The following is a 13,508-nucleotide window of genomic DNA, read 5'->3' as shown; positions in this document are numbered from 1 at the left end:
AAATTTTAATTTGAAATTCGAGGAATTTTTTAACTTAAATAAACATTCACTTTATTTTGAGTTAAATTCTCCCTTCGGAACTCTCTTTAGTTCGCTTGAAGTTTCAATGATTGTAACACCTTTTTCGGATCTTCGAATTTCACTTTTATCTTTTGATCATCTTTTACCTTTTGTACACCTTCCAGCAAAATTTTGTCGCCAACTGCAAGTCCAGAACCGACAACATAGATGTCTGGCAATTCGTATTGGATTTTGATGTTTCTAGATTTAAGAGCACCATTTTTGTCAACAACGAAAACATAAGTTTGATCTTGGATTTCGTAAGTTGCTTTTTGAGGAATAATTAAAGCATTGGTCAAAGGAAGCGTCATCAAGATTTTTCCCGTTTGACCATTTCTTAAAAGTGAATTAGGATTTGGGAATTTTGCACGGAAAGCAATGTTTCCAGTTTCGCTGTCAAATTCCCCTTCAATGGTTTGGATAATACCTTTGTCAGAAAAATTTTCTCCATTTGCCATCACCAAAGAAACAATGTCATTGCCACGCTCCGCAGAATGCATTTGGTAATTAAGATATTCTGGTTCCGACACATTAAAGTAAGCGAAGATGCCGCCATTGTCAGAAAGACTCGTCAACAAATCGCCTTCGTCAACCAAGCTTCCTAATTTGAGAGGAAGTCTATTGATAATACCAGAAAAAGGTGCTTTTATGGTCGTGAATGAAAGATGGGTTTGTGCTAATTTCAATTCGGCGTTAGCTGCATCTAGTTTCGCTTTTGCCATTCTTTTTTCGTTAACCGAAACCACATTGTTGTTGGCTAGCGTACTCGAATTTTGCAACTCGATTTGCGCTTGCGCTACTTCTGCCTTGGCTTTCATAACATCAGCTTCGTACAGTTGTGGCATGATACGAAATAGGACTTGACCAGCGTGGACATATTGACCTTCGTCAACATAGACTTTTTCTAGAAAGCCTTTTTCTTGTGCACGGATTTCAATGTTTTTTTCTGAACGAATCTGGGCTACAAATTCTTTGGTAACCACGGTGTCCATTTTAATCGGTGATGTGATAGGGTAGACAGAGCTGTCTTCTTTTTCTTCTTCCTTTTTATTGCAACTTGCCAATAAAAGAACGGCGCTTAGAGCAACGCATGATGCGACTCTTTTCATATCTTGAATGTATTTTTAGTAATATTTAGCTGTAACCAACCGAGAATAGATTTTATAATTATCTTTATATTGATAATCATAACGTTATTTTTTTATTAAATTAATAAAAACTTCTGTTCAATTTTAAATTCGAATTGCTCGGATAAGAATAAATTTTTTTACGTGTGGACTATAAAACTTTTCTGAAAATTGAATTTTACTATGGAATTTTTTAAAGTACAAAATCAAGAAGCTAGCAAGGCTTAAAATGCCTACTATAATTAGAAAGTGTTCTGAAGAATGTTCAGGATTTAGCTCGTTGTCACTAATAATTGAAGAAAAACCAAGAACAGTACTTCTTGTATGATTGGTATTATGGAGGCTGTGGTTGAGGTGTTGACTTTTGGACACAACTTTATAGACCATTTTTGCGGAACTAGATCCACTGGTCTGGTAAGATTTGCTAACAACACAGAAAAGCAGCAGCAAAGCCGTTAGTATGTACACGAAAAAGGATTTCATTTCTCTCATTGCAAAATTACTTATCGAAGCGTTAAAAAAATACTAATAATTGAAATTTAATAATTTTTTAAGGTTAAGATTTTAGGTTAAAATTTTAAGTCTGAAGAACTGATTATTTGTAATTTTGATGTTTAAAATTTGAGAATGCCTTTGTACAAAAATTTTTCTAATGATAAAGCCCAACTTCTTATTTGGAAATATGATGAAGACGAAGTTTTGGATATTAATTTTCTTTTAGAAAAAGAAAACTATGACAAAGTGAAAGGCTATCATCCAAAGAAAGTAAAAGAAGTTTTGATGGTTCGTAAAATGCTAAAACAGATTTTACCAAATCATAAAATTCTTTACAAAGAAAATGGCGAACCTTTTTTGGAGCCCAACGATTTTAATATTTCGATAAGTCACTCTTTTCCTTTGGCTGCGATTGGAATTTCTAAATGCAAAATAGGTATCGATCTCGAACGTAAAAAAGAAAAAATAAAACTAGTCCGTCACAAGTTTATTCTTCACGAAAATGATTTTATTGACAACGAAAGAGAAGTGGATTATCTCACAAGCATCTGGACGGTAAAAGAATCTCTGTACAAAATCCATCATTCTAAGCATTGGTCGTTAAAAAAACATTACGATATACAAGCTTTTCAGCCGTCAGAAAACTTCTCTGTAAAAGCTAGAGTGTATGACCATAGTTTTGAGGATTTTTTTGATGTGAAAGTTTTTGAAATATCCGATTATTACTTTTCAGTGGTGTTGGAATAAAATGAAATGCTATTTTTAAGTTGTTTAAAATCAGTTGATTGTATATTGTTGTCTTTCAGTTTTACCGAATTTTGATAGACTAGTTCTTGATGTTATTATTTGGCTTCAATAGTTTTGAGGAGCTTAAATAATTATTAATATGAAGAAAGTTTACTTAAGTCTTTTAATGCTAACTGCAGCTTTGTACCAATCGCAATCTGTGGAATTAGTAAAAGACATTAGACCTGGTTCTGGCTCAGGAAGTCCAGCCAATTTTGTACAATACAATAACAAACTTTATTTTTCTGCCAACGATGGTACAACTGGTGTTGAGCTTTGGGAATCTGACGGAACAAATGCAGGTACCAAGCTTGTGCAAGATTACAATACTGGAAGTGGCAATTTTAACCCAACTAATTTTTGTGTTAAACAAGGCGAATTATTTTTCGCTGGTGGAATAGGATCAATGCCTAATGGTATCGAACTTTACAAATACAATCCAACAGAGGGTATCAAGTTATTTGCAGATATTAAACCTGGAAGTGCGGGATCTTCGCCTTCGCAACTGCAAGTTAATGCTGATGGAAGTCTATTATACTTCCGTGCAAGTGATGCAGTCGATACTGCTGCAAGAATCTATAAAACGGATGGTGTAAATGCGCCGACGCCGTTGAGCTCAACATTTATTTCTTACACAGCGATGATGGCATTAGATAATACTATTATCGCAGCTGGTGGTACAGATCTTAGTGACGTAGAAATCTATAAAAGTACGGGTGCAGAGTTTAGTCTCATCAAAGATATTCGTCCTTCGGCAAGCAGCACTCCGAATAATTTCTATTATAGTCCTACGCTTAAAAAAATGTTTTTTACTGCTAGAACGGATCAAAATGGTACAGAACCTTGGATAACTGATGGTACAACCGAGGGTACTACACTTCTAAAAGATATTAACAAAGTTGGATCAGATCAAGGTACTACGAACTCTGGTGTTACGCAAATGATAGAATACAAGGGTAAAATCTATTTTGCTGCAAATGACGGAGTTAATGGGTCGGAAGTTTGGGTTAGCGATGGTACAGAAGCAGGTACCAAAATGCTAAAAGATTTAATTCCTGGAAGTGCAAGCAGTAATCCATCGACGTTTACAATCCATAATGATTTATTATTTTTTGTAGCTAATGACGCCGCTTTAGGACGCGAATTGTTTGTAACTGATGGTACGGAAGCTGGTACAAAACTATATCTTGATATAGTACCAGGAGCAACGGGAAGTTCAATTTCTGATATTATTTCTTACAATAACAAATTGTATATCGTGGGAATGGTAGAAACTGCGGTTGGTAAAGAACTTTATGAGGTTAAAATGAGCAATTTAGGAACTTCTGTAAGCTCGTCTAGTACTCTAAAAGTTTTCCCAAATCCATCCAATGGTGATTTTAAGATTACGACAAAAGAATTCCAAAACTTTAAGATTTATGATTTGTCTGGTAAATTGGTGAAATCCGGTGCTATTAACAATCAAGAAATTAAGTCTGGTTTGAAAGCAGGACAATATGTTTTAGTTTTAGAAGCTGGCAACAAATCACAATCGACATCAATCATTATTAAATAATCTAAAAAGAAATATGTTATGAAGAAATCTATAATTTTGGCAGCTGCAATTTTAGCGACTAATATTGTAAATGCGCAAGAAACAATCCTATTTGAAAATGCTGGACTAAAAGTTGAAAAACCAGCAAAGATTCTAAAAACAAGTCCAGATTTTAATAGCTTATTCACGGCGAAACAAAATCTACAACAATATAACGCGACTCCGACCTCTTATGTTAACGCTTCTAAAACGAGCACCGCAGCTCCTACCAACACGATTGCTGTCGACTCTTGGGGCAAAATTTTAGCTGTTGAAACAGGACTTGCTGAAAACTATGCCATTAAATATAAATTCGGAACAGGAGCAAATTTGACTTTTTCTTTCATGGATAATAACTTCAAAGAAACAAAAAGTTTTAACGCAAGTTTACCAACAACGGCTAATAAAGTTGCTATTATTACAACGATGTCAAAGGCAGAAGATGGTAGAAGAATCATGATGTTTGTTCATTATTTCGAAGGTGGTGTTGGTCCTGCATTTCAGAAAAGTGCAGTTTGGGTATTTAACGAAAATGGTGTTAAGTTAAAAGAATTGCCAGTAAACTCAGCAAAATATATTCGTACAGCGAGTGGAGAGACTCGAATTTTTGGAGCTTATGATGGAGAAGAAAACAACGAATTCCGTTTGTATGATGCGAATTTTAATGAAATGAAATCAGTTCCAGTTGCTGCTAAATTGTCGACTAATTATGCTGGCTCTCCAGTAAGTTTCTTAAAGATTAAAGGTCAAGACAAAATTGTTTTGGCGCATTATGAGAAACTTTTTATGAACCAACAGACGTACGAAGTTACACCAGACAACCATTTGTTAGTGAAAATCTACGATACAGATTTTAACCTAGAAAAGACTATTCCTTTAGATTTAACATCGATATATCCAGAGTCGCCTTATATTTTTGCACTTGGAGATTTCGGAACTTTGCCTTTTAATTATAAGTTTGAGATCACGGATAAGACCTTTAACGATGATGATGATTTGGAAATTATGTACACCATTCGTTATGAGGATGTTATCAATGATAAAAGTTGGGCCAATTATTACGTTGCTAACGAGCAAGGACGACGTATCAGATCTTTGGAGAAAAAAATTATTTCGGTAGGGGAGATGGCACCAATTGCAGGCAAAGACGATCAATTAGCTTTCATTATTGGAGAAGGCGATTTCGGTAGCTCTATCGACACTTTTGATCTTCAATCGTGGAAGGATGGTTTTTCTTTCCCAGCAAAATATAATGATCAAATCTTATCTACCAATTTCAATAGAATTCCTTCAACAAACGGCTATGACTATCTAATTGGTCTAGGATCGGGTAAGCAAATTGACAATGTTGCTTATGGTTTGGTTAACCAATATTTTAAGGATGGCGAGTTCAAAAAAGAAATTAAACTTAATATCGGGACAAATCCACAGATGTTTGTACCAATCCTGAATGGAGAAACTTTGGATCCGCATGTTTATAATTCGGATGACGATTATGAGTTTACTTATATTCACAAGCATAAATTTCCAACAGGATCAAAAATGTATAATGAATTCAGTATCTCTAAAGATTATCAAACGCCAATTTTTGCTTTAAAAGGTGATGGTAGTTATGGCGATATTGTCTCGAGTGGTTTTTTAAGAGACGAACATGAAAAAGCGATTCTAAAACTTGCGATGTTGTATCAAAATACGGCAAGTGTTACAACAACAGAGTTTTATGATGTTCCATTCTCTACACTTGCAACTAATGATGTTAAAAAATCGGAAGCAAAAATCTATTTTGACGACAAAACAAAAAGCATTGGTACTTTAGATAAAGCGGATAAATTCGAGGTTTATAATGCTGTTGGGAATTTAGTAATTAATCAATCTAACACGAAGATTGTATCTGCTGCTAATCTTTCTAAAGGTCTTTACGTTGTTAAATTAACTATTAATGGTCAAGTAACAACTTCTAAAGTTATTGTTAAATAAATATCTTGTTAAATTTTGAATCGAAAGGCAGTCTCAGAAATGGGACTGCTTTTTTATTCTGTTTTGTTCTTGTAATAGTTTTCAACGACTTTGCGTTGGTCTTTGGCAACATCGTAGATTAATTCCAACAAATCGTGAATACTTTTTAACTCTGTTAAATGACTGATCTTTGTTGGATCACGATGGTCGCGATATTCGCTTTCATCAAGTTCTTGACGGCGTTTTTCGAGTAGCTCGTCAACATGATCATCGGGCTCAATTTTGCTTTGGTCGATAATATCATGATCGAATTCTTCCTTATGCAACAACGAATTACTTCTAATTAATTCTGAAGAGATTTTTATTTTCCAACTTTGGCTGTCGATTTCGGGATATTGGTCTTCATTCTTTGCGAACTGAGAAAGCGACGCGGTATAAGCCGTTAGTAGGTGAGAAGTCGTCACAAATTGATGCACAGTTTCGAGCTTTTTTTGCTGGTCTTTCGGATCCGAAATCATTCTTTGGAAGTTGTCGGAAAGGTTCGCAAGGTCGATAATGGCATTTTTTCTTTTAAGACGGTATTGCTCATCATTTTCTTGTTTATTAATGAAAAGATCCATGACAATTCGGAAGTATTCCAAATTGCTTTTTGCAGATTTCTTCATCAATTGGAGATTCTGTGTGTGTTCCCAAACAGGGAAAACAAAATAGGCTACCAAAAATGTTACGGCACCACCAATGGCTGTATCTATAATTCTATCTTTGAAGATGAGGTTAACATTCCCAGGTTTTAAAAAATTAAATGACAAGAAAACATATATTGTCATAAAAAATACAGCCCAAAAATATTTAGATTTTAACAAACTAAAACATAATGTCATTGCTAACAAAAGGGTAGCGAGCAATACTGTACTGTCAGTGACGAAATACAAAATTACATAGGCCATAATTCCGCCAGCAATAGTGCCATAAAGTCGCAGTAGATTACGATGTTTTGTAGTACTGTAAGCAGGTTTTAGGATGGCTGTTATGGTAATCATAATCCAGTAGGCATGACCAATTCCTAAAAATGCCATTTTGGAAAATAAATAACCAATAAACAAGGCTAAAGTCACTCGTACAGCATGACGGAAGTGCCCAGATTCTAGCGAGATATTACTAAACAAAACCTTGCGGTTAAGTCGTTCTTCTTTCGGAACAAATTTATTAAGATCAAGTCCTGTAGAAAGACTTTTAGCAAGTTTTACATCTTGATCAAAAACTCTAAAAATAGTTTTGACCTCGTCAGTAACATCAGTCACACGCATCAAGACTTGGCGAAGAAGCATAAAGTCTTCTAGGTTTTCAGAATTAATGACTACTGCACGATGTTCGTAGAATTGATGGTATATTTTTTTTAATTCTTTATCAAAATTGTATTGTTCTTTTGTTCGGATATTTCCTTGCAAAGCGATGCCGATATTGGTAAGCTCATTCGCCATATTGATAAGATAATCGTGCATCATATTGAGGATTTTGGTTTCCCCAAAAACATGATTTAGCTTTCGATAGTCGTTTTCGGAAGTGAAAAGCTTTTCGTAAAGATCTACTGAGTTGAGGAACATCAACATCAGAATACGGCTTTGCGTCGTCGACTCGTTGACGATTCTACGGGTTTTGAAAACAATCTCTCGAGTGGCTTCTTGTTGATCTTTTATCTTAATTTGTTGTGAAATAAGTTGGTTAAGAAGCTCGTCAACATTTTCATTTTTTTTATAAAATTTGGCTTTTATTCTAAGATAATCGGCGAGTTCGAGATAGTTTTCGCCAACCATTTGACTCGCTAATTTGTAAGGTTGTAATGTCGAGACAACCAAGAAAACAATAACGAACCAAACGCATCCAGCAAGGAATATTCCTAGACTTTTGACAACATCATGTCCTGTGAGATGTCCATCAATAAAGATGCTGAGGACAACTAATGATAGAGATCCGACGCCAGCAAGTCGCGTTCCATAAACGCCAATTAATGAGAAGAACATCCCAAAAAGGATAATCTCTAAGTATACTACAATTTGGAAATCTTTGACGAGACTGGCTATTAACGCGACTAAAAAATAAGAAACAACGGCGAAAGCTAATGTATTTCGTCTTCTGATAAATGGTCCAGGTTGATCTGTTAAACCAACAAAACTGGTTCCCATTGGGAAAAGAAAGTATTCTTGTAGTAATCCAAAATGGGCAAGAATAATACTCGGAATAACAATTGCCAATGCAATTCTTGTCCCAGCAAAAATATATTGGCTTGTTAAAAACTTTTTAAGTTCCGAGGTATAATTCATAAAACAAAAATAAAAGAAAAATGCCTCAAAAAAGAGGCATTTGTAATAATATTTGGATAAAGATTAATAATCTTGAGAGTTATAAGTTTCGCCTCCAATATTCCAAGTTAGACCAAATCTAAGTGTGTTATCCAAAGCACTGTTAACTTTAGAAGTATTGATTAGGTAAGATAAGTCTAAACCGAAAGATTGGTATTTAAGACCAACACCAACTGTTGCATATTGTCTTGCACCTTGCTCTGGGCTTTCTGTAAAGTAACCAGCACGGATTGCAAATGCGTTGTCATAAGAATATTCTGCAGCACCAGAGAACATCATACTCTTTTTGTTGCTGAAAGATTTTCCAATTCCTTGCATAACCCCAACGTTAGGAATTCCAAATTCTGGTTTTCCGTTGGTGTCATAACCTGTAATTTCTGGACCAGGCACTAATAGTTTTGAAGCTTCACCACTAAGGCTTACTCTGTTAAGATCATCAATGAAAAGGTCATATCCAACCCCTAATCTTGCCATAGTTGGAAGATATGATCTTGAGTTTTCATCTCCTGTGTAGTCTAATCTTGGACCTAAGTTTTGTACAGCCCAACCTGCGTTAACACGTCCTTCGTAATCACCAAAACTTTGATGTTTAGGAGACTTGTAATAACCAGAAACATCTACTGCGAAAGTATTTGCCGGCTTTAACGTGTTATCTGTGTTGAAACTTCCTCCTAGATCTGATCTGATGAAACGTCCAGTAACTGCCATCGAGTAGGTATCTGACAACTTAAGACCATAAGCTAAGTCAATCGAGAATTCGTTTGGTTTAGTAACACCACCTGATACAACTTCAGTTCCTACCAAAGAAGTTAGGTCAACTTGTCCCATATTGAAGTAGTAGATACTTGCACTTAATGTAGATCTTTCGTCATCACCTAAGAAAGTATAGAATGATCCATAAAGTAAGAATACATCATTTGTAAGTTTACTCATATATGGTGTATAGTTAACACCTACACCTGATGAGTTTTTTGCAAACGGATATTTTGCAGCATTCCAAAATTGTGAAAAAACATCAGTTGATGTCGCAACCCCTTGATCTCCCATACCTCCTGCTCTTGCGTCTGGCGAAATTCTTAAAAAAGGAGCTCCTGTTAGCACTGTATAGTCAGATTGAGAATAAGCTGCAACGCTCATTCCTAATCCCAGACCTAAAAAGAGTTTTTTTGTAAAATTCATAATTAGTTAGTTAGTGGTAGTTTTACCGTTTATATAATTCTATTTTTATTTTAATAATACCATTTTTTCGACAGCTGTAGCACTTCCTTTACATTTGTCTTGATTTTGACTTTTTGCAAATATCTTAAAAATATACGTTCCTTTTGCAACAGTATCACCAAAATCATCTTTTCCATCCCATTCTATTGCTTGTTTTGGAGTTCTATATCCTTCCAACCAAGGCTCTGCTGTCACAGCATTTGTCAATGTCCTTACCAATTTTCCGGTAATGGTAAAAATCTGAACATTAACATCTAGCATATCATCACAATTATGCTCAAACTGCACATATGTCTTATTAGTAAATGGATTTGGCCAGTTAAGAGGTCTGTTAATAACCAATTGTTGTTGACTTTCATCTTTCACTACAAAGTTTAACGTAGAGGTTGTGGAATTATTGTTGATGTCCCAAACTTTAAATGTTAATTGATGATCGCCTGGTTTTAAATCTCTGAAAGGGTAGGATACACTTCCTTTCTGATAATCCGCAAAACTAGGGTTAAGACAGCCATTAGATTCGCCAGAAGTGAAGAAATCATTTAAGACAGTCGTATTAATAACTTCGCCATCTAATAGTACTGTAATGTCATGTCCAATACCTGCTCCAGTAGAATTGATCCCAATATTATCGGTAACACAAGCTAACAAATTTGGATTTTGGTTGGTAATTCCCCCATCAGCAAAGTTGGTATTGTTCATGTACAGTTGCACCTTTGGAGGCTCAGTGTCATTAATACCATTTGGATTAATATCTCCAACTTTCTGTACTTGATTGCTAAAAACATCAAAAGAAGTCACATCTCCTTTTTTGAAATTGTCAGCATAAGCTAATATACGTCCGTCTCCAACAGTATAATTAATATCTTTAGGAACGTAAAACTCTACTGTGAAAATACCATTAGTGGCAGTACCTGAGGCTTTTACAATTGGACTTCCTTCTTCTTTGAAATGAAGAATATCTTTCATTTCATTGGAATTATCATTGTTAAGGGTCTTTTTATCTAACTTTTTATCAAAGATGTTAATTGCAACTCTACCATTAAAGCTAGTGTCTATACTACCATCTTCTTTGGTTATACTTCCCTTAATTTTAACAAAATCTAATGCTCTAATTAATTGCGGAACCTCGTCTAGTTTAACCAATCTTTTTGGTCGTGAAAGCTTCATTGCAGGGTCACCTAAGAAATTAACCTTTAAATGGTTGATGTCGGTGCCTTTGTCTTTTCTTGCTTTTAAAAAAGCATCTCCCAATGAATCAAAACTATCATTTGTAAGACTGAAAATTCTTTGTGTAAAGTACTTGGTCATATCTATACCATAAGGTATACCGATTGCGCGACTTGATGTAATCATCGTAGCTGCTCCACCTGTCTTTAGCTTTATAATCTGTTCTCCTACAGAGTTAGTATTTGGCTCATCCCAAAGCGTAAATTCACAAGTGATAGTGGATACTAAAGGAAATCTTGCGAATAGATTATTATAATTATTAAAGTTTTGAACTTCAGTACTTGTTAAAACACGTTCTTGCGCCCATCCATTAATACCACCATGTCCGAAGTAAAACAAATACAAACTATTTCCTACATCATTACTGATAGCTTGGTTTACCTGTGGATAACGTTGCCCACCTGCACTAGATTCCGCTGGAAAAGCATCAAGGTAAAGTTTTCTAACATTGTACTCAGATCTTTGACCTTGTTCAAAAACGTCTACCAAAACATTATTCATCGTTTTGTGGAATGCTATTGGATCTGGTATTGTTGGATTATCCGAATCATCATCAACAACAAAATCAAGTTTCATACGCCATTCTCCAAAAGGTGAAGATTGATTGGGTAATGCATTATAATAGGATAATGTTTTGTCAATTAGTAATTTCGCTTCACTTAGATTTGCCGCTGGCAGTCGACCAATTGGGATAGAAGGAAGATTATTGTAGATATAGGCATCCGATTGTGGTGCAGTCAAAACAAAATAATCATCTGTTACATAACTATCAGAATAGTTCTGACTGTTTTCACTTTGATAACTTGGCAGGATATCCGTATTATTTGCGGTTCTATTTTTGAAATCATAAGAAGTATCTCCTAATAAAAATACATATTTTAGATTTCCTGCAACCGTTTTAAGCCTTGTCACAAAATCCCTAATTGCAGTAATATCCTTACTACCACTACTGAATTCGTTGTAGATTTTGTTTACATCAACAACCTGGGTGCTCATCTTACCATTATAGTAATTAGCTAGACGTTGTGCTTCGCCCATCATACTAGGTTGCGTTATGATAAGATAATCGACATTACTCAATGCATTAAGGTCTTGGTGATCAATTCTTCCAACAAAGGCTGGCGAGTACGCTGAGGTCGCGTTGAATGCTACAAATTCATTATTAAAAACCGAACTATTAGCAGTATAGGCAAAATCGAAACTAGAACCACTGCTGTTTTTATTAGTTTTTCTAGTCGCATTTGTAATATCTGATACATCCCAAATTTGCTCTAAGCCAGTGGTTGATGTCATCGAAAATCCATATTTGTTATTAGAATTTTCTGCTATGTCATAGCTTCTAAAGTTAAACTGACTATTGTTAAATGTCAAATCTTGCTTGTAGATAACTTCAGCATAGTCCCAATAAAACTGACCATTTGGATTTGCTCCAATTGTTGGCTTGTATTGAAAATTAATAGTGTTTCCAGAAAGACCAGTTGTTCCATAATTTTCGAAAGAAATAAAACTGTACTCTTTGACTGCAGTAGAAGTTATCGCATTTTTACCATTAATGTCAAATCCTAATGTATTTCCTTCTGCATTCAAAGTTGCGATCCTAGTACGGTATACAATTTTATCTTCTGGTTTTATAGGAGTTCTTGTTGTGAATGTGACTGTTTTAGGCGTGTTAAAAGTATCTCCAACCCATATACGGCCAAGTTTCATCAAGTTAAATTTCTCCTCATTTATGAATTGATAATCATCATATCTTGTGATAAGATTACTTTGAGGAAGGCTTGTTCCGTCATCAGAAACACGCTTTCCATGACCAATATCAAAATTTATAAAATAGTAAGAGTAATCTTCATATATGTTTACAACATTCCAGCTTTTATTACTTCTGGTTTCTGTACGTTTGTTTCTTGCAGGATAATTGTCGGAGGGATAGATATTAAAACCGTTCGGTCCTTGAGCATAGAAAAGTGCATAGTCATTATCATTCCAAACGCCATCCTCTTCACCTACAACTTGTATTGCGTTTTCTTGCAATGCCGAATATTTAGGATCTTGGTTATACTCAGGTAGCATTAATCCTCCATTTCCATAAATACGGAAATTTTTTGGATTTATACTAGCGACATTGATACCATTATCTTGTAAAAATTTCTTATTGATTTTGAAAATACCCGATTTGTCAACTTTTATTTTATAAAAAGTACCGCTATTTAAAGGGTTTTCTGTGGTGCCAAGTCCTTGTCCTTTACCGAGAACTAAAGGTTTAGCACTTTGGTCAAAATCAAAAGAAACAAGACGATATACAATGTTGTCTACAACCTTGAAAGTCGAGATTCTAAGGTTACCAACTTGTGCATTTTCTTTTTCATTGAAGAAATAGCTAACCCCGAAATTATTGTCTGTAGGTAAGACATTTTTATCGAGGTCAAAAAGGTCTTTGGGATTAGCTTTTTCCCAAGCCAAGTTTTTCACGGTTAGTTCCTTACCATCATTTTTTTTGGAAAGTGTCAAAATAACACCATTACTGTCGATATTATAACCCTCATTTTTGAAAAAAGGCATCGTTGTAACGGTAATTCCATTATCAATAGCTTTGCTTCCTTCCCACTGTAAAGTAACCTTCTGGGAGTATAAAGATGCTGATAATAATGACAATGTAAGAAAGGATAAGTTTTTTCTCATTACATGATTAATTCAATTGTACAAAAT

The 13,508-nt window shown here is 34.9% G+C and carries 8 protein-coding genes; 4 read left to right on the top strand and 4 right to left on the bottom strand.

Annotated features, from left to right (window positions below; genetic code table 11):
* Positions 1–86 precede the first annotated feature (86 nt).
* Positions 87–1,169: an efflux RND transporter periplasmic adaptor subunit gene (locus Q1V95_RS08540; protein WP_300672715.1), complete on the bottom strand. Its 1,083-nt coding sequence runs from the start codon at positions 1,167–1,169 to the stop codon at positions 87–89.
* 342 nt (positions 1,170–1,511) lie between these two features.
* On the opposite strand from Q1V95_RS08540, the gene Q1V95_RS08535 reads away from it, so the two are divergent.
* The 4 genes from Q1V95_RS08535 to Q1V95_RS08520 all read left to right on the top strand — a co-directional run bounded on the left by Q1V95_RS08535 (position 1,512) and on the right by Q1V95_RS08520 (position 6,018).
* Positions 1,512–1,646, top strand: a complete 135-nt coding sequence (locus Q1V95_RS08535) for a hypothetical protein (protein ID WP_300672713.1) — start codon at positions 1,512–1,514, stop codon at positions 1,644–1,646.
* A gap of 168 nt (positions 1,647–1,814) precedes the next feature.
* Positions 1,815–2,429 (top strand): 4'-phosphopantetheinyl transferase family protein, encoded by a 615-nt coding sequence (locus tag Q1V95_RS08530; protein ID WP_300672711.1) that lies wholly within the window; start codon positions 1,815–1,817, stop codon positions 2,427–2,429.
* Positions 2,430–2,568: 139 nt separating this feature from the next.
* Positions 2,569–4,023, top strand: a complete 1,455-nt coding sequence (locus tag Q1V95_RS08525) for an ELWxxDGT repeat protein (RefSeq protein ID WP_300672709.1) — start codon at positions 2,569–2,571, stop codon at positions 4,021–4,023.
* Between the two features lie 18 nt (positions 4,024–4,041).
* Complete coding sequence (locus tag Q1V95_RS08520) at positions 4,042–6,018, top strand: T9SS type A sorting domain-containing protein (RefSeq protein ID WP_300672707.1); 1,977 nt, start codon at positions 4,042–4,044, stop codon at positions 6,016–6,018.
* A gap of 53 nt (positions 6,019–6,071) precedes the next feature.
* Here the strand turns inward: Q1V95_RS08520 and Q1V95_RS08515 are convergent, their stop codons facing one another.
* The 3 genes from Q1V95_RS08515 to porU all read right to left on the bottom strand — a co-directional run bounded on the left by Q1V95_RS08515 (position 6,072) and on the right by porU (position 13,481).
* Positions 6,072–8,318, bottom strand: a complete 2,247-nt coding sequence (locus Q1V95_RS08515; RefSeq protein WP_300672705.1) for an FUSC family membrane protein — start codon at positions 8,316–8,318, stop codon at positions 6,072–6,074.
* Between the two features lie 63 nt (positions 8,319–8,381).
* A complete protein-coding gene (gene porV, locus Q1V95_RS08510; RefSeq protein ID WP_300672703.1) occupies positions 8,382–9,536 on the bottom strand; it encodes a type IX secretion system outer membrane channel protein PorV in 1,155 nt (384 codons plus the stop codon).
* Positions 9,537–9,581: 45 nt separating this feature from the next.
* Entirely contained in the window at positions 9,582–13,481 is a 3,900-nt protein-coding gene (porU, locus tag Q1V95_RS08505) for a type IX secretion system sortase PorU (RefSeq protein WP_300672701.1), read from the bottom strand.
* Positions 13,482–13,508: the final 27 nt, after the last annotated feature.

The organism is Soonwooa sp. (assembly GCF_030151385.1).
Lineage (GTDB): Bacteria > Bacteroidota > Bacteroidia > Flavobacteriales > Weeksellaceae > Soonwooa.
The sequence above is the reverse complement of the archived record's forward strand: the minus strand, read 5'-3'. Positions and strand labels throughout refer to the sequence as shown.